At 62.0% G+C, this 17,703-nt stretch carries 18 protein-coding genes; 6 read left to right on the forward strand and 12 right to left on the reverse strand.

Going from position 1 to position 17,703, the window contains the following annotated elements; all coding sequences use genetic code 11:
* Positions 1-38: 38 nt before the first annotated feature.
* Entirely contained in the window at positions 39-1,184 is a 1,146-nt protein-coding gene (dinB, locus tag B0G71_RS36120; protein ID WP_116149188.1) for a DNA polymerase IV, read from the reverse strand.
* Positions 1,185-1,454: 270 nt separating this feature from the next.
* Here dinB and B0G71_RS36125 point away from each other — a divergent pair, with 270 nt between their 5' ends.
* Entirely contained in the window at positions 1,455-2,630 is a 1,176-nt protein-coding gene (locus B0G71_RS36125) for an aminotransferase class V-fold PLP-dependent enzyme (RefSeq protein WP_116147977.1), read from the forward strand.
* On the opposite strand, the gene B0G71_RS36130 is transcribed toward B0G71_RS36125, so the two are convergent.
* The gene (locus B0G71_RS36130) at positions 2,593-2,946 is read right to left on the reverse strand and encodes a HAMP domain-containing sensor histidine kinase (RefSeq protein ID WP_258875734.1); all 354 of its coding nucleotides are present in this window, start codon (positions 2,944-2,946) and stop codon (positions 2,593-2,595) included. The genes B0G71_RS36125 and B0G71_RS36130 overlap by 38 nt on opposite strands.
* Positions 2,947-3,082: 136 nt before the next feature.
* Between B0G71_RS36130 and B0G71_RS36135 the strand changes: the two genes are divergently transcribed.
* Entirely contained in the window at positions 3,083-5,491 is a 2,409-nt protein-coding gene (locus B0G71_RS36135) for a PAS domain S-box protein (RefSeq protein ID WP_116147981.1), read from the forward strand.
* Between the two features lie 228 nt (positions 5,492-5,719).
* Here B0G71_RS36135 and B0G71_RS36140 read toward each other — a convergent pair whose 3' ends face one another.
* From B0G71_RS36140 to B0G71_RS36150, 3 genes are all read right to left on the reverse strand, one after another.
* A complete protein-coding gene (locus B0G71_RS36140; protein ID WP_116147983.1) occupies positions 5,720-6,283 on the reverse strand; it encodes an Hsp20/alpha crystallin family protein in 564 nt (187 codons plus the stop codon).
* Between the two features lie 214 nt (positions 6,284-6,497).
* Complete coding sequence (locus B0G71_RS36145) at positions 6,498-6,905, reverse strand: Hsp20/alpha crystallin family protein (RefSeq protein ID WP_116147985.1); 408 nt, start codon at positions 6,903-6,905, stop codon at positions 6,498-6,500.
* A 28-nt stretch (positions 6,906-6,933) separates the two neighbouring features.
* Positions 6,934-7,377 (reverse strand): Hsp20/alpha crystallin family protein, encoded by a 444-nt coding sequence (locus tag B0G71_RS36150; protein WP_106282544.1) that lies wholly within the window; start codon positions 7,375-7,377, stop codon positions 6,934-6,936.
* 246 nt (positions 7,378-7,623) lie between these two features.
* Between B0G71_RS36150 and B0G71_RS36155 the strand changes: the two genes are divergently transcribed.
* Positions 7,624-8,007, forward strand: coding sequence for a hypothetical protein (locus B0G71_RS36155; protein ID WP_116121927.1), 384 nt, complete (start codon positions 7,624-7,626; stop codon positions 8,005-8,007).
* A 63-nt stretch (positions 8,008-8,070) separates the two neighbouring features.
* Here B0G71_RS36155 and B0G71_RS36160 read toward each other — a convergent pair whose 3' ends face one another.
* The 3 genes from B0G71_RS36160 to B0G71_RS36170 form a co-directional block, all read right to left on the reverse strand.
* Positions 8,071-8,991 (reverse strand): AEC family transporter, encoded by a 921-nt coding sequence (locus B0G71_RS36160; RefSeq protein ID WP_116147987.1) that lies wholly within the window; start codon positions 8,989-8,991, stop codon positions 8,071-8,073.
* Positions 8,992-9,180: 189 nt separating this feature from the next.
* The gene (locus B0G71_RS36165; RefSeq protein WP_116147989.1) at positions 9,181-10,080 is read right to left on the reverse strand and encodes a hypothetical protein; all 900 of its coding nucleotides are present in this window, start codon (positions 10,078-10,080) and stop codon (positions 9,181-9,183) included.
* A gap of 362 nt (positions 10,081-10,442) precedes the next feature.
* Positions 10,443-11,048: a hypothetical protein gene (locus B0G71_RS36170; protein ID WP_258875798.1), complete on the reverse strand. Its 606-nt coding sequence runs from the start codon at positions 11,046-11,048 to the stop codon at positions 10,443-10,445.
* Between the two features lie 432 nt (positions 11,049-11,480).
* Between B0G71_RS36170 and B0G71_RS36175 the strand changes: the two genes are divergently transcribed.
* The gene (locus B0G71_RS36175) at positions 11,481-12,464 is read left to right on the forward strand and encodes a hypothetical protein (RefSeq protein WP_116147993.1); all 984 of its coding nucleotides are present in this window, start codon (positions 11,481-11,483) and stop codon (positions 12,462-12,464) included.
* A gap of 106 nt (positions 12,465-12,570) precedes the next feature.
* Here B0G71_RS36175 and B0G71_RS36180 read toward each other — a convergent pair whose 3' ends face one another.
* The 3 genes from B0G71_RS36180 to B0G71_RS36190 form a co-directional block, all read right to left on the reverse strand.
* Complete coding sequence (locus B0G71_RS36180) at positions 12,571-13,149, reverse strand: YceI family protein (RefSeq protein ID WP_116147995.1); 579 nt, start codon at positions 13,147-13,149, stop codon at positions 12,571-12,573.
* Between the two features lie 45 nt (positions 13,150-13,194).
* Positions 13,195-13,770 carry a YceI family protein gene (locus B0G71_RS36185; protein WP_106282543.1) on the reverse strand — a complete coding sequence of 192 codons (576 nt, stop codon included), beginning with the start codon at positions 13,768-13,770 and terminating at the stop codon, positions 13,195-13,197.
* An 88-nt stretch (positions 13,771-13,858) separates the two neighbouring features.
* Positions 13,859-14,413, reverse strand: a complete 555-nt coding sequence (locus tag B0G71_RS36190; protein WP_116147996.1) for a cytochrome b — start codon at positions 14,411-14,413, stop codon at positions 13,859-13,861.
* Between the two features lie 208 nt (positions 14,414-14,621).
* Here B0G71_RS36190 and B0G71_RS36195 point away from each other — a divergent pair, with 208 nt between their 5' ends.
* Entirely contained in the window at positions 14,622-15,647 is a 1,026-nt protein-coding gene (locus B0G71_RS36195; RefSeq protein WP_116147998.1) for a sensor domain-containing diguanylate cyclase, read from the forward strand.
* A gap of 147 nt (positions 15,648-15,794) precedes the next feature.
* Positions 15,795-17,045: an arsenic transporter gene (locus B0G71_RS36200; protein WP_116121920.1), complete on the forward strand. Its 1,251-nt coding sequence runs from the start codon at positions 15,795-15,797 to the stop codon at positions 17,043-17,045.
* A 48-nt stretch (positions 17,046-17,093) separates the two neighbouring features.
* On the opposite strand, the gene B0G71_RS36205 is transcribed toward B0G71_RS36200, so the two are convergent.
* Entirely contained in the window at positions 17,094-17,339 is a 246-nt protein-coding gene (locus tag B0G71_RS36205; protein WP_116147999.1) for a hypothetical protein, read from the reverse strand.
* Positions 17,340-17,703 lie beyond the last annotated feature (364 nt).

A 17,703-nucleotide genomic window follows, 5' to 3' on the forward strand; every position in this document is an offset into this window, starting at 1 on the left:
TCGTCGCGATACATTCGCCCGGCAAGCCGATACATGGACTAGAAATCCAGCGTGAATTGAGCCGGCGCGTCGCTCTCTGTCGCTCCCGCGCGTTGGAGGCCGCCTGCCTTCACGCCCAGCAACCTGATGGATTTAACCAGTTCGACCCGTTTCAGACATTGGGTGGCCGCGTGGCGCAGTGCCTTGGCGTCCGCAACCGGCTCCTGGAGTGTGACGTCACGCGTCACTGTCTGAAAGTCGTTGAAGCGGAGCTTGATCCCGATCCTGCGCGCGAGATAGCCTTTACGCTGCAAGTCCGACGCCACCTGTTCGCATAAACGGGTAAATGCAGTACCGAGTTCCCGCCTGTGTCGTACGGCGTGCAGGTCCTGCTCGAAGGTGGTCTCGCGGCTCATCGAGACAGGCTCGCTATAAGTGACCACTGGTCTGTCATCGAGCCCATGGGAAACTCTGCGAAGCCATGCGCCATAGCTCCGTCCGAACTGTTCGATTAGCCATTGCTCGCTGCATGCGGCAATGTCACCGATGGTCGTTATCCCTAGAGACGTCAGCTTGGCGTTAGCCTTCGGCCCGATACCGTTGATTTTTGCGGCAGCCATCGGCCAGATCCTGGCTTGCAGATCCTCACGCCGCAGAATGGTGATGCCGTCTGGCTTCTGGATGTCCGAACATAGTTTTGCCAGAAGCTTATTAGGCGCAATGCCAACCGAACATGTGAGATTGGTCGCCTCGAAGACGGCCGATTTCAGCTTCCGTGCAATTTGCTCCGATTCGTCGTTCAGAAGCGATAGATCGGCGTAGACCTCGTCGATGCCCACGTCCTCGACTGTCGGACTGACAGACCGGATTGCGTCCTTGAACAGTCGTGAGTACGTTCGATAGAGATCAAAGTTCACTGGAAGGAGAATGGCATCCGGCGCCAGCCGGGCTGCCTGCATGGTGGGCATCCCGGAATGAACTCCGAGTGCTCGTGCTTCATAGGTTGCGGTCGTCAGGACGCCTCTGCCCGTATAGTCGCGTAAGCGCGCGAAGTCACGCGTCCCATCGGCGTTCATTCGGGGCGCGTCCGAACGACGGCCGGCAACCACCATGGCTTGGCCCCGCAGTTCCGGATACTGCGAAAGTTCACAGGACGCAAAGAATGCGTCCATGTCAATATGGGCTATGCGCCTGTCATCTGGCATGCCTTGATACTCAAAAATAGCGTTCACGGTCTGGCTTGGCCAATGGGCGCTTATCTGGACCCCAGTCATGAACGTCGATATAGCGAGAAGTCGCGTTCTGCGGCGCAAATACCTAGACTGTACATTCATACAGTATTTTTGTCAGGTCGTCGGCCCTCGGGAACTGTTTTGGGCTTCGATCCGAATGGCAAAATGCTTTTTGCCTCAGCCATAGATCGCTTTCGTTAGAATCTGTTTTCGATCCTTATATTTCTAAAACCGGAGACCAACGTGCCAGGCTTACTTCCCGATGTCGACCCCGAGGGGCTCCTCGAATATTCAGTCGTCTACACCGACCGATCCATCAATCACATGTCGCAACTCTTCCAGGGAGTCATGCGCGATATTTCCGATTCGCTGAAGAAGGTCTACAACGCGAAGTCGGCCGTGGTCGTCCCGGGCAGCGGGACTTTCGGCATGGAAGCCGTTGCCCGGCAGTTCGCAACGAACAGGAAATGTCTGGTCATCCGCAATGGCTGGTTCAGTTATCGCTGGACGCAGATTTTCGACATGGGCGGCATTCCGTCTGAATCGATCGTGCTGAAGGCGCGCCCGGTCGAACAAGGGAGACAGGCGGCCTACGCACCGCCGCCGATCGAAGACGTGGTCGCTGCGATCAGGGAGAACAAGCCGGATCTGGTGTTTGCGCCGCATGTCGAGACCGCGTCCGGGATCATGCTGCCGGACGCTTATTTGCGCGCGGTGGCCGACGCTGTGCATGCCGTCGGCGGCATGTTCGTACTGGATTGCATTGCCTCCGGCACGGTCTGGGTCGACATGAAGGCGAGCGGCGTCGACGTTCTGATCAGCGCGCCGCAAAAGGGATGGAGCGCTTCACCGTGCTGCGGGCTGGTCATGCTGAGCCCGCTTGCACGCGAAAGAATCGACGGAACGACGAGCACCAGTTTCGCTTGCGATCTTCGCAAATGGCTGCAGATCATGGAAGCCTACGAGAACGGCGGGTTCGCATATCACGCAACGATGCCCACGGACGGTCTCGCGGTCTTGCGGGACGTCATGAAGGAGACCGAGACATACGGCTTCGATAAAGTGAGAGCGGAGCAGCTTGAACTCGGCAAGCGCGTTCGCGCACTCCTTGCGGACAACGGTTTCAGAAGCGTGGCGGCCGAAGGCTTCGAGGCTCCGGGCGTGGTTGTCAGTTACACGGACGATGATGGGATTCGATCCGGCAAGAAGTTCGCGGATGCAGGGTTGCAGGTCGCGGCTGGAGTTCCGCTGCAATGTGACGAGCCTGAGGATTTTAAGACCTTCCGCATTGGGTTATTTGGCCTGGACAAACTGCATGACGTTGAGGGTGCGGTGGAGAGGCTTGCAAAGGCGCTGGATCGTATTAACCTGCGCTCGCGTCTTACGGACTCGCAGAATGGCGCGGCAGACGCACCGTAAATACCGTTTCGGCCTCCGGACCGCGCTCAAGAGGCTCGAAGATACGGCGCATTGCTGACGGCGGTATTGCCGGGCCCTGGTTTACCACCTCAATCGACACGTCTTCACCGCTCCCGGCGCCAAGCACCTTCACAGCGGTGGCCGGTTCTCCGTACTTGAACGCATTTCCGACAAGGTTGCCCAGCATCTGCTGGATGCGCCGACCGTCGCACGTGGTTCGGGTCTCGCCAGTGATCTCGAGCGCGACCCTCCGGCCCGCGTGCGCGGCGCACAACTGGTCCAGTTCGGCGGCCACCAGCGCGCCAAGATCGACCATTTGGTGCAATGATCGGCCGCCCGCTGCGCCGGGTTCGATAATTGCTACCGTATCTGGACTAAAGTGCGCCCGCATCTATTGTTGCCGGGCACCCGACGGGCAGATCCACTGCACGCCTCAATCAGAAATGACTTCCATGACCCCGCAATCCGATGCCTTTAGCTCTGTGTGGCTCCGGCTTTGGGCCGAATCCACCCAGGACTACTCCATCTTCGCCCTTTCGCCGGAAGGCACGGTGCTCACTTGGAACCCAGGCGGCGAATGCATTCAAGGCTATCGCCCCGACGAAATTATAGGCCGGTCGTTTGCCCTTTTTTACCCCGAGGCAGAGCGTGCCGCGGGCGCACCCGAGGCCGCGCTGCGCGCCGCCACCGCGGGCGGGCGCTACATCGCGGAGGGCTGGCGCGTGCGCAAGGATGGCACGTCGTTCTGGGCGAACGTCGTCATGACACCGCTGCGCGACAGCAGCGGCAAGCTCATCGGGTTTGGCAAGGTGGTCCGCGACGTCAGCGACAAGAAGGCCGCTCACGACGCGGTGCTCGAGAGCGAGCGCAGCTTCCGTCTGCTGGTCCAGGGCGTTACCGACTATGCCATCTTCATGCTCTCGCCCGACGGGCACATCACCAGTTGGAACGCGGGGGCGCGCAGGATCAAGGGCTACACCGAGAAGGAGATCATCGGCTCGCATTTTTCCCGGTTCTACACCCCGGAGGATGTCGCGGCGGGCGTTCCCTTCCGGGGCCTGGGCACAGCACGGCGGGAGGGACGTTTCGAGGCCGAGGGCTGGCGCGTGCGCAGCGACGGAAGCCGTTTCTTCGCGCATGTCGTGATAGACGCCATTCATGAAAACGGTGAGCTGGTCGGATTTGCAAAAATCACACGCGACATCACCGAGCGACGGCGCGCCAGCGAGCAACTCGAGCAAACGCAGAAAGCCCTGTTCCAGGCACAGAAGATGGAAGCCCTGGGCAAACTGACGGGCGGCGTGGCGCACGACTTCAACAACGTTCTCCAGGTCATGCGCGGCAATCTGGAACTGCTCGAAAGCCGGCACGGCCGTGACGGCTGGAGCGCCGAGCGGCTGGGCAACGCGCTCGACGCGGTCGATCGCGGCGCGAAGCTCGCGTCGCAACTGCTGGCCTTCGGTCGCCAGCAGCCTCTTGAGCCCGTTGTCATCAACCCTGCGCGTCAGTTGCAGGCGCTGGACGACCTCTTGCGGCGGGTATTGGGCGAGCGGGTCGAGATTGAGTCCGTCGTGGCCGGCGGCCTGTGGAATACCATCGCCGATCCCCATCAGCTTGAAAACGTGATCCTGAATCTGGCCATCAATGCGCGCGATGCGATGCCGGACGGCGGCAAGCTCACGCTTGAACTCGCCAACGCGACGCTCGACGACGAGTACGTCTCAGCGCTTACCGACGTCTCAGCCGGGCAGTATGTGATGCTGGCTGTCACGGACACGGGGACCGGCATGAGCCGGGAAGTGATTGAGCGCGCTTTTGACCCGTTCTTCAGCACGAAGCCGGAGGGCCGCGGCACGGGCCTCGGCCTGAGCATGGCCTACGGCTTCGTCAAGCAGAGCGGCGGCCATATCCGCCTCTATAGCGAGCTCGGTGAGGGAACGACCGTCAGGATCTATCTGCCCCGCTCAAGCGGCACGGCGGTTGAAACCAGACGTAGCACCGGCGGTGTCCTCAAGCACGGCAGCGAGACGATCCTGGTGGTGGAGGACGATCTGAAGGTCCAGACGACCGTCGTTGAACTTCTCAGCGGTCTTGGTTATGCGGTACTCAAAGCCAACGACGCAGAGCAGGCACTGAGCGTCGTGGCGAGCGGCGTGCACATCGATCTGCTATTTACCGACGTGGTGATGCCCGGCGCACTGCGCAGTCCGGAAATGGCCAGAAGGGCAGTCCAGATGCTGCCTGGATTGAAGGTGCTTTTCACGTCGGGTTATACGCAGAACGCGATCGTGCATGGTGGCCGGCTCGATCCCGGCGTGGAACTGCTGAGCAAGCCGTACAGCCGCCAGCAGCTCGCCTCCAAGGTGCGACAGGTGCTCGGTAAAAGCGATACCGAAGCGACCGGAGCGGGTGCGGCCGATACGCGTCGAGGCGAGGATGTCGGGCCGGGCGGAAACGGCGAGGGCCTGCGCATCCTGGTCGTGGAAGACGACGTCGCGTCGCTGGACGCAACCTGCGAACTGCTGATGCTGATCGGGATGCGTCCGCAGCGCGCAGAAAGCGCGGCGGCCGCGCTGAATGCGCTGGAAGCGGACGACTATGACGTCCTGTTCACGGATGTCATCATGCCGGACATGTCGGGCACCGAGCTCGCGCGACGCGCGGCTGCCGCCCGCCCGGCACTCCGGATCATTTTCGCTTCCGGAAACGTTGTTCCGGCGCACGAGAGGTTTGACTTCGAATGGTCGGCGCTGCGCAAACCTTTCACGCTTGACCAGTTGCGCGCCGCCTTGCCGCCGGCCCACAGCTCACGGGCGAAGCGGCGCGCCGGCGATGGACAGGCGCGGACACGGGACAACTAAAAGGACAGGCTTCGTGGCGCGGCCCGGTCGCCTGGCGGTAACTGGTGTTTTGTGGCGCAGCGCGAATTGCCGTCGATGCCCGTCGAACTGTGCGTGAGGCCGCTACGTAAAGAACCGTGCGGCCCCCTCTTTTTTCCGGCGAACAGTGCGATCACGCTGTCGCCCTCGCGTCCGTCCACAAGACGAAGTTCCGATCAGCCTCGATGACGGCTCCTGCCGGCGCCCGGGCTACCCGATGTCAATCGTGCGGCCCACGGACCGCAGCGGCTCCGATTTCGGTACGGTCAACGTGAGCACACCGTTGTCGAACTTTGCCAGGGCATGATCGGGATCGGCGTTCTCCGGCATCGGGATCGTACGCACGAAGCTGCCATGGGCGCGCTCGAGCCGGTAGCATCCGTCTTCCTCGCTGCGCACATCCTGCTTTTTCTCGCCGCGCAACACGAACGCCCCATCCTCGACGGTGACGGTCAGATCCTCCCGCTGCATTCCGGGCAGTTCGACGGTCACGCGCAGCACTTTTCCTTCGTCGACCACGTCGATGCGCGGCTGGAAGCGCGATGAACTGAAGTCCCCAAACCATCGTTCCAGCGCGCCGCGGCCCGCGAAGGGGTCGTGAAAAAACTCCTCCACGACGCGCCAGGGTTCGCGCATGAACAATCCCGGCAGGTCGGGCCAGGAGGCGCGCCACGGGTCGGTGGCCGGCGGGCTTTCCGGGCTGTCCGCATCGGACTTGTGCCCTGCGCGTCGAAGGAATTTAAAAGGATTCCACTTCTTCAGATCCGTGTTCATCGTAGTTTCCTCCGGTAGTTTTCTCCTTAAGGCCGGTCTGGCAGGAGAGCCGGATGCCGGTCATTCGGCGCGAACAGTGGCGTGAGCGTCGATGTTTCCGGTTGCCCGCGAGCTGCCAGTACATTCACTCCAGCGTCCTGACCTCACAGTGAAAGGTGGCGGCCTGGTGGCCGCCACCGGGTTCTCTCCTATGGTTGTCGCCTGTCTGCCGGGTTCAGGCCGTGCGCACTTCTATCCGCCGCGGCCGGGCTTCGTCGCGGCGCGGTATCCTCAGCGTCAACACCCCGTCCTTCAGGTTGGCGTCGATTTTCGTCGGGTCGAAGTCAACCCCAAGAGCGAACGCCCGCGCGAAGTGAGGCTGGCGGATTTCCGCGTGGTGCAGGCGCAGTTCCGCCGGCGTGGGTACGACCGCCTCTGCCTCGATGTACAGGTTGCCGTCGTGCACCTTCACATCGAGCCGGTCCTTTGTCACGCCGGGCAAATCCGCCCACAAAGTGACACCCTGACTATCCTCGAAGATGTCCACGGGCGGCGTTAGCGTGATCCGGCGTTGTGACGGGTCGTCTGCGCGCCGCGCCATCGCCTTTTCGTCTTTCCTGGCAAGTTCTGTGGTGTCGTTCATGATGTCCTCCTCAGTTCTGTGACCGGTTTCATTGAACGGTGATGGCCCGCGGCTTTGATGTTTCCCGCTTACCGATACTCACGGTCAGGCAGCCATTGGTGTACTGCGCCGTGACCTTGTCGGGGTCCGCGTGCTGCGGCAGTTCAATGACGCGCCGGAAAGCGCCGGCGAACCGCTCCTGCGCATAGGTACGGGTGTCGTCGCCGGCCGCTTCCGGCTGTGGGGTCCGGCGCTCGCCGCTGATGGTCAGCAGTCCCTTGTCGATCGACACATCGAGATTCGCCGGATCGACGCCCGGCGCGAATACGACGATCTCGATCGAGTCGTCGGTCGAGCCGATGTTGACCTGCGGGAACGCGCCGGAGCGCCCGGAACGGATGCTGGACGGGAAGCCGCCAAACAGGCTCGCCATCTGCCGTTGCAGACGGTCTAGCTCGCTGGAAAGATCGGTCCCGAAGTAGAGATCGCTCATGGTCATTTCCTCCTTCAAGCCAGCAGGAAGACGAACCGGTCTACGCGCTCCAGTCCGTCTGCCGTGCTGCGGGCAAACAAATAGAAACACGCAGCGCGCCGGACTACTGGCGCGACTGCCTCAGCGGAATTCAAGATAGAAATCCCGTGCGGAAATTTCAAGAGGGTATCGCCACTTTTTATCCTTGAATTTGGGCGGCCGTATCCCTACCTCCAGGACACCCCTGACGAACCATGCGAGGACACCATGGAATTCGAATACGACTGGCTGACACTGGGACGGCACCGGATCCGGCTGCGCTCAACCAAGGGCTTTCCGACCGAGACGATGCGCACCGCGGTCGAAGTCATCCGGCTGGCAATCGACAACAATATGAGCGCCCGCGCGCGCCTGGTTGAAGTGGTATTTCACCGGGAATCCGCTTACGAAATCGCTGTCGGCACCACGTTTGCCGACGACCGCCTTTGCGCGCCGCAGCTGGAAGCGGCGATCGCGACAGTCCTGGGTCTGCAACCCGCGCAGATCAATATTTTGGTAACCGTAGTGACGCAGGAGGAGGTCGATCTGCACTTCGGTGTCTACGAGAGAATGCTGGCCGAAAAGCTTGGCGTGGTGCCGCCGATCCAGTGATCGCCCGGCAGAACGACGGCAAGGAGCGCGGTTGTCGGGATGGCTGCTGCGGTGGTATCCACGCTACAAAACGTAAAGCCAGGCGAGCAAGGTGAGGACTGAAAAGAGCGTAGACATCGAGATCACGGCACCCACTACGTTCTTTTCGACGTCGTATTCGACCGCGAGCACATACGCACTCTTGGCTGTAGGCACGGCAGCGCACACGACGGCGGCAATGGTCGCAGTCCGGTCGAGCCCGGCCGCGAGGCAAAGGCCATAGACCACGAGCGGCATGATGGCCAGCTTGAGGGCCGTCAGCAACGCATACAAACCCAGCCGCTCGCGCAGTTCGGCGATGGTCAGCTCGAGTCCGATTGCGAACAGCGCGCATGGCGTCAACGCTTCGCCGAGTATGGTGAGAAACGACACGGCCGGTCCGTACAGCTTCAGACTGAGGATCGACGCAAGCAGTCCGAAGATTGTCGCGAGAATGACGGGATTGGTCGCGATCTGCCGCAACAGCGCACCCGTGCGTATGTTGCGCGACGTATCGTATCGCCCGATTTCAAGCAGCAGAACCAGTATCGGAAACATGACGGCGCCGACGAAGACGGTCGCGATCGCCGCCGCGAGTACGCCCGGTTGGCCAAAAAGCGTCTTCAATATAGGGAGCGCGACGAATCCGGTGTTGGTCATCGACACGGCCGCAGCCAGTATTCCGCTCTTCGCGACGCCCGCGCTCCACGCCGTTCGCACGAACATCGTGACCGCCACGAAGCAGATCATGGAGCCGCCGCCGAACGCGGCCAGAAAGCGCCAGTCAAGGAGCGAGTGAAGCGACTCGTCGGCGATCGTCAGGAAGACCAGCGCGGGCATCGCCACGTAGTAGGCGAAGCGCATCAGCGGCGCGGCCAGCGCGCGCGGCATGTAGCCCGAGGCGCCGGCAACCCACCCCGTTAGAATGATGGCGAAGATCGGCAGTATTGTGCCGGCGAGATGCATCGCGATCTCCTGTAGCGATGGGACCTGGGCGCATCAACGCTCATCCCTGACCGGACCTCATTATCGGAGAAAACGTGGTGCGACGGGCAACGCAGTGCTAGCCTCAAGCCGACAACCGGTCATTGACGGTGGCGCGGTCCGCCCGCAACCGGCTTCTCGACATGCACGCGGCGACCTCCGCCGGTTCTTCTATTGCGCCGTTTGCTGGCGCTGGTATTCGTTCTTTTTCATCTGCAGATATTCTTGCCGGCTCACCTCGTGCAATTGGCGCGGGTACTGCTCCGTCGCATCGAACCATGTCGCAAAGCGCTGCTCGACGCGTTTGTCGGCGGGCAGGGAAAGCGAGCCCAGGTACGCGTCGATGGCGAGGTAATAGCGCATCGTATTGCGCTCGACGAGACCGCGCACACCGCCCACGTAATCACCGTTCGACGCCTGCGTAAAGCCCACTTTCGCGCTGCCGATGGTCGCGAGATAGGTCTTCATCGCGATGCGTCCCGCCATGCCGAATCCGTATGAATATGTGAGATGCAGGAACGTGCGCCCTTTGCCGATATCGACGGCTTCCAGCACGATGCGATAGTCCCTGGTGCTGAGCGGTCCTTCCGCGGCGCTCAGATCGACCTGGAAGTAGTCGGGATTGGTCGCGACCGAACGGTAGTTGAGCTGCACACGCGAGGTGTCGCCAAGTTCCTGTTCCGTCTTCTTCCCGACGTTCATGCTGATGGTCGCGCCGTTGCTGCCTGAAGTGGCATGACAGTACTTCGTGTTCAGATGCAGGATCAGCACTTCGCACCAGGTCGCGGGGCCTCGCTGCGGGTCGTTGAAGGCGCTGTTGACGGTCGCGAACGGATAATCGACTACGGCGTAGATATCGCCCTTCAGCGCGTTCTGCGCTTCCTGCGAATCAAGATGGATTGGACGATGGAACACGTTCGACTTCAGCTGTGGCGCTAGCGTGTCGTACTCGCCCCTCAGCGCGGCGGCGTTGTCGTCGGCCCATGTGAGGCCGCCGGGCCAGAGACCCGACAGCGTGAGCACGACGAGTGCGAGCCGTTTGATGATTCGCGTGATCCGCTGGATGTTCATGACAACACGCTCCTGCCAGTTGGATGAATGTGCGCTTCGGGCAGCGCGGCCGCTCGCCGCCACAATGCGACCTGCCGTATGAATGTTACAGCCGAAGCGGAACCGAAGGTCGCTTCGAGCTATGATCTCGCGGCCGAGCAGAAGCGATGAGTAGCACGCATGCCTGAAGGCAACTGGCCGGTCTCATTTCTTTTTCTCGCAGACTTTGTTTCTTGCGCACGTGCGTTGTCGCGTCCACGAACAGATCGATCACCAGCCGCGCGCATCCGGCGACTACCTTCGTCCTGCTGGACGCGTGCGTGCCAGAGCAGCCCGCAACCGTAAGGGTTGCAGGCGAGTTCATTGCCATGTCCCAAAGCTGCTCAGAACCGGTAACTCACCCCGATCTGCAGCACTGGATAGAGCTTGTAACGCTCCACATGGTCGGTGATCTTGCGCTCCTGTTCGTCGATGTTCGACTGCGGCGTGAACATCGAATAGATGGCCGGCACGTTGTAGGAGACGCGCGGGCGGCCATATGCCACACCCAGATCGACCGTCATGCCGAAGCCTTTCGAGACCGGCTTGTGGCCGTAACCGATGCCGAGGTAAGGCATCACGCGCGGCAGCGTGACCGTCGCCGAGGGCGCGGCGCCCACGGCCGGCACGAAGTCGTCGCCGATCTTGTAGTTGCCTTGTGCGTTCGGCACGGCATGCGCGCTCAGTTCGTCGTCGTTGATGAGCGCGCCGGCCGTCACGCGAAAGCCGCTGGAGCTGAACGGGAACAGATCGAGATACAGGCCGCCTTGCAACAGCTTGAGGTGGCCGTCGTACTCGTTGCCGCTGGCGTTGACCGAGTGCGACAGGCCGAAACCCTCGATTTCCGCGTGCACGCCCGCCCATGAATTCAGCGGCAAGGCGGCGCCGACACCCGCGCCGAGCGTGCCGCCATGCACATAAATTTCCTGCGCCTGCGCCGCTCCCACCATCACCGTCGCGAACGCCGCGACGACAGCTGCATTTATTACCCGTTTCACCGCACCGTCTCCCGACAAGGATCATTTCCGTGGGGCGACTGTACGGTTTAACCATGCGGTTCAAAGGAACGAATAGCGGGCAGTTATGGCAGTTCCTCGCGCTCAAGTTTTGTGGTTTGAGGAAAACGGAATTTATGACCTGTAAATCCTGCCGAACGAACGATTGAATCGCGAGTGGTGCGCGGAATAGCCCCGTTTTAAAGGCATATTCGGTGAATCGAACAGAATGCCGCGCTCTGATAATGACTCTCGCAGATGACCCGTTTGCCACGCACACGGTACTCGGGAAATGGGTCTATTCGTCTGAGAAAAGGAGCGCGTTGCGCTTCGTCTTGGGTGTGTCGTGATGGTGTGCGCGACCGCTTTTCTGGATCTGGAGCAGTTATGTTTTCGTCTCAAACATCACGATCGTTCGGCGCAGCCGTGGTTGTCGCCGCAACGGTTCTACTCAGCGCGTGCGGCGGCTCGGGCGGCGGTAGCGCCGGTAGCGGCAGCAACGTGCTGAAATTGTCTTCGGCGGTGCAAAGCGAGCACGTCGCGCGTTATGCCGGCGCATTCGGCATGCTGTCGGGGCCGGGCGTCGCGGTAATCTATACCTCGGTGGTGCAGTCGCTGGTGAGCGATGTCACAGCCGGGACGCCCAATAGCACGACCGCTTGCCCGGCAGGCGGGTCGATCAACGTGGCGACACAGAACGCGGGCGCGAGCGGCCTGCAAGGCGGTGAAAGCGCCGCCGTCAGCTTCAATCAATGCGTCGGACAGCTGAAGGCGCCCGGCGTATCGAACAGCGCCTCGATTACCGGCACGGTGAGCGTGCAGATTCAGAGTTCGCAGGGCGTGGTCGGCAGCGCGTCGAGCAACTGGTCGTACACCGCCGTTGAAACGGCCAACGCGTTGACGCTGGTTTCCGCGAACAGCACGACCGTGGTGAACGGCACGGTCAACTTCACCATGAGCTACGACGCGAAGACGGGTGTCACCACCACCACCGCGAGCGCGCCGAGCGTGACGCTCAGCCGTTCGCAGCCGGCGGGCTCGGGCAACATCAGCGGCACCATCACGATTACGTCGCTGAATTACTCGCGCGTGCACGGCACCGATCCGGTCACGGACATGCTCACTACCAGCGGCAGTATTAGCGTGAACGTGGCCGACGCGGTGATCGCCTTCAATGTCGCGACGCCGGCACCGGTTACGATCAGCGGCGGCAACGTGCAGGCCGGTGTGATTCAGCTCTCGACGAGCGATACCGTCGAGACCATCACGCCGAAAGATGCGTCGACGGTCGGCATCACCGTGACGTCGAATGGGCAGACGGGCACCTACACGGAAAGCGCGGACACGTTCCGCGCGCTGATCAGCGGCTGAGCGGAACAACGAGCGGACGTGGATAGTAGGGGGGCGGGTCGCGGCAACGTGACGGTCGAAAGACCGGTTGCCGCAACCGCGAAACGCAAGCCTGACAGGCAGGCGCTTACTGCTTGATGCCTTCGGCCTGAATGTGCAGCGTGGTCTGCATCTTGAAGCCGTAGGTCTTGCCGAAGTCGACACCGAAGTCGTCGCGATTGAACGTCGCGGTCGATTCCGTGCCGCACACTTCACGCTTGAGCATCGGGTTCACGAAGCACTTGAACGACTCGATCTTCAGATTGACCGGCTTGGTGATGCCGTGCATCGTCAGCGTGCCGATTACTTCCACAGGCTTGTCGCCGTCGAAGCGAATCTGCGTGCCCTTGTAGGTGGCGCTCGGGTACTTGGCGGCGTCGAAGAACTTGTCCGTGACCAGTTCCGCGTCGAGCTTGTCATTGCCGATATCCACCGAACTCATGTCGATCGTCACGTCGACCGTGCCGGTCTTCGCGGCGCGATCCAGCACTACGGTGCCGCTGCTCTTCTTGAACTTGCCGCGCCAGATCGACAGGCCGCCGAAGTGGTCGGTTTCGAAGCTCGGGTAGGTGTGCGTCGGGTCGAGCTGATAAGTATCGGCTGCCATGACGTTGAACGACAATGCGGCGGCCAGCGCGCCCGCGGCGAGCGAAAGTTGTTTCTTCAAGGTGTTCTCCAGGTTTCAGATTGGGTTGCGACGCTTCGTATCGAGTTATTTCTTCGAAGCGACGATGTGAAATTTGATGACGACTTCGTCGGCGACCACCGACGTGTCTTTCCATTCGCCGGTGCCGACGTCGAATTGCGAGCGCTTGATCGGCAACGCGCCGTCGAAGGTCTGCGTAGTGCCCTGGCTGGCGATGGTGACCGGCACCACGACGGTTTGCGACTTGCCCTTGATGGTGAGCTTGCCGGTGATCTTGTACTGGTTGCCGCCCGCCGGCGCGATCGCGCTGGAGACGAAGGTCGCGGCCGGGAAGGTGGCGCTGTCGAACCATTCCTTGCCTTGGGCCTGCTTGTTGTAGTCGTCGGCGCCGAGGTCGTAGCTGCCGGTGTCGATCGACACATTGGCGCTGCCGGCTGTCGGCCTGGCCGGATCGAAATTCAGTTGCGCCGAGAACTTCCTGAACTTGCCGTCGACGGGCACGTTCATCTGTTTCGTGGTGGCGATCACGCTGCTTTTGCTCGTATCGACATCGGCATGCGCGAGGCTTGCGCCGAAGAGCGAGAAGGCCGCGATGCCGGCGAGCGTTACGCGTTGAACGGAGTGGTAAAGGGTTGTTTTCATGGTGGTACGCATCCTATCGAACTCGTGTGCGCTAATTGCACACGGCTGGGAATTAGATTGCCAACAAGCCGTAGCCAATCGCTGGCTGTTATTTGAGGAAGGGAATCATTCGGGCCAGCAATCCGTCGCGGTCGACGAACTGATGCTTGAGCGCCGCCGCCACATGCATCGCCACCAGTGCCAGCAACGTGTAATTGAGCAGCACGTGGACGGTGCGCAGGCTCGCCTTGAGCGCCTGATCCGGGCCGATGATGGTCGGCAGCGGCACGACGCCGAGATACACCACCTGAATACCGGCGGCGGAACTGTAGAAATAGCCGGACAGCGGAATCGCCAGCATCAGCACGTACAGCACGCCATGCACCAGGTGAGCCGCGGCCTTCTGCCATGCGGGCGTCGCGCTGTCGAGCGCCGGCGCGCGGTGGGTGGCGCGCCACAGCACACGCGCCACGGCGAGCACGAATACCGTCACGCCGATCCACTTGTGCCAGGAGAAATACCTCAGCTTGGTGGGCGTGAAGCCGGGAATATCGCTCATGATCCAGCCGATATAGAAGCCGCAGATGATCAACGCCGCGATCAGCCAATGCAAGGCAATGGCGGCGCCGTGGTAGCGGTCTGAACGGACAGGGCTGGAATTCATACTTTGACGTTCTAGGGTTATCGGGTATTGCAGGTGAGTGCGAATAGTAGGGATGCCAATGGAAGCTGAATAGCCGGGGAGAAGGGAACAGATTGTTGTAGCCGTGACGCTAATGTCGCTGGAATAAAACGGTGCGGCGGCTGCAAAGGGCCGGGAGGTCGTCCGCTGTGTTAATTTGCCGGCTGAACCGCGAGGAGAGTTGGGACCGATGAACAGGCTTGAAAACAACAATATCGCGCTGGGCGCGGATTTTCTGCGGCACGAGAGTACACCTGCGGCATCTGCCGCGGTCGGGGTGGAAGGCTACATGGAGCACGACGCGGCTGTCTACCGCACGTTGCTCGAATCGACCAAAGCGATTCCGTGGAAGATCGATTGGGCGACCATGGAGTTCGCCTATATCGGCCCGCAGATCGAAGCCCTGCTGGGCTGGGCGCCGTCCAGTTGGAAAACCGTGCAGGATTGGGCCGCGCGCATGCATCCCGAGGACCGCGAGAAAGTGGTCGAATTCTGTGTCGCGCAATCGCAGGCGGGCACCGATCACGAAGCGGACTATCGCGCGTTGACGAGCCGGGGCGAATACGTGTGGCTGCGCGACGTGGTGCATGTGGTGCGCGACGCGCGCGGCAACGTGGAGTCGCTGGTCGGTTTCATGTTCGATATCAGCGAGCGCAAGAAGACCGAGGAGAAACTGGCCGCGTTGCAGCGCGAACTCGAGGCGCTGTCGTTCAAGGACAGCCTGACGGGCGTCGGCAATCGCCGCGCGTTCGACGCCAGTCTGCAGCGCGAATGGAGCGCGGCTTTGCGTCATGCGGCGCCGCTCTCGCTGGTCATGGTCGATATCGACTTCTTCAAGTCGTACAACGATTACTACGGCCACGTGCAGGGCGACGAGTGCCTGAGGCGGATCGCCGGCGTGCTGGCCGACGCGGTTCGGCCGGGCGACTTTGTCGGCCGCTTCGGCGGGGAGGAGTTCGTGCTGATCATGCCGAACACCGGCGCCGATGCCGCCCGCCAGGTGGCCGAGCGTTGCCGCGACCGCATTGCGACCGAACAGATCCCGCATGAGCGCTCGCCGTTCCGGCAGACCATCACCGCCAGCTTCGGCGTCGGCACCACGATTCCCGCCGCGGCGGCCAATCCGGTGGCCTTCGTCAATCTGGTGGACACGCAGCTGTATCACGCGAAGGACAACGGCCGCGATTGCATCGCGGCGGTGAACCGGGTGGGATGAAGCGCGTGGGATGAAGCGCGCGCGTCGGCGCTGCCATGGGCGCGCAACTTGCTATATCAGCGCCTGCATCCGCCGTCTCATCGGCACGTTCGCCCGGCCAGGCCGGATATCGCGCTCGCGCGTCATCAATGATTCAAGGCTCACTTCGTGAATTCCGTTTTCCTCTCCTGGGGTATCGCCGCCGCCGCCACGGCGGGCGTCATCACCCGGCCGTTCAAATGGCCCGAAGCCGTGTGGGCCGTGGCCGGCGCACTGCTGCTGGTCTCGCTCGGGCTATTGCCGGTCCATCTGGCGCTCGAGGCGATCGGCAAGGGCACCGACGTCTATCTGTTCCTCTTCGGCATGATGCTGCTGTCGGAAGTGGGGCGCCGTGAAGGCCTGTTCGACTGGGTTGCTGTGCTCGCGGTCAATCATGCCCAGGGTTCGCCGCGCAAACTCTTCCTGCTCGTCTATCTGGTCGGCGTGGTGATCACCGCGTTTCTTTCGAACGACGCCACCGCCGTCGTCCTTACGCCGGCCGTGTTCGCCGCGGCCAAAAAGGCGAAGACGCATCCGCTGCCTTTGCTGTTCGTCTGCGCGTTTATCGCCAATGCGGCGAGCTTCGTGTTGCCGATCTCCAATCCCGCCAACATCGTGCTGTACGGCAACCACACGCCCGCGCTCGGCGCCTGGCTGATGCGCTTCACGCTGCCGTCGCTGCTGTCGATCGTCGCGACCTACGTGATGCTGCGCTGGACCCAGCGCGACGCGCTCGCCGGCACCTGCGAGGCCAATCTCGATCCGGTCGAGCTGTCGTCCAGCGGCCGCGTGGCGCTCGCTGGCATCGCGGTGACGGCCGCCGTGCTGCTGACTGTCTCCGCGTTCGACGTTCCGCTCGGCATGCCGACCGCGATACTCGGCGCGCTGACCGCGCTGATCGTGCTGATTCTGGAGCGCAAATCGCCGCTGCCGATGATCCGCGAAATCTCATGGAGCGTGCTGCCGCTGGTCGCCGCGCTATTCGTGCTCGTCGAAATGCTCGATCACACCGGTGTGATCACGGCGGCGGCGCAACTCACGCAGCGCGCCGCGCAGCAGCACGAACTGGCCACGGCGGGCTGGGCGGGCGCCGTCATCGCGATCGGCAGCAATCTGATGAACAACTTGCCGGCGGGCCTGATCGCCAGTTCGACTGTGATGCAGGCGCACAGTCCGGAGCGTGTGATCGACGCGCTGCTGATCGGCGTCGACCTCGGGCCGAACCTGTCCATTACCGGTTCGCTGGCGACGATTCTCTGGCTCAACGCGATTCGCCGCGAAGGCGAAGACGTGAGCTTCATGAAGTTTCTGAAGGTGGGCGCGCTGGTGATGCTGCCGGCGCTTGTGCTGGCGCTCGGCGCGCGAATCCTGACGGGTTGACGGAGCGGCATCCCGTTTCGAGGGCGGCGGCCGGTCCGGGCCGCCGCGTTACGACCGCGTGCCGGTGGGACGCAATGGCGGTTCGGCGAACGACGCTTCGTGCGCTTCAGTCAGCGAGCGCAGCGTCGCCTCCAGCCGCGCGATGCGCGCGCGCTGGATCGGCATCAACATCGGTCTGGGCAGATTTCGCAGGCGACTGTGCCAGTAGGACAGCGGAATGCGATCGTTGGCGGAGATCATCTCGAATACGCGTTCGAGGTGCGCGATCTCCCTGTCGAGTTCCTGGTAGTTCATCTGATGTATCCGCAAAGGGCGGTGGCCTGCCCGAAATCTGCCCGCAGGCCGCTTGAGAGTCCCAAGGTTGGACGGACGTGTCCAACGAATGGACATGCGCCCGGTCATGGCGAACAGTGAGCAAGCGATGTTCCACATCGTCTGGAACGGAGTCGTGCTGCGTTCGGCCTTCCTCTATAACCGCCAGACGCACCGCTTTATTCCAAGGGCACATTCACGGTTTTGCAGCACGGATTCGCGCTCACGTCACGCCGCCGGACGGTGCCCAAGACAGCGGGAATCCACCAGGCATGCTGGCGGCAGCATGTCCTATGCTGATTCCACAGCCTGGGTTGTAACTGGCACATTCACTGGTGACGCGCCA

Source organism: Paraburkholderia sp. BL27I4N3, assembly GCF_003386115.1.
Lineage (GTDB): Bacteria > Pseudomonadota > Gammaproteobacteria > Burkholderiales > Burkholderiaceae > Paraburkholderia.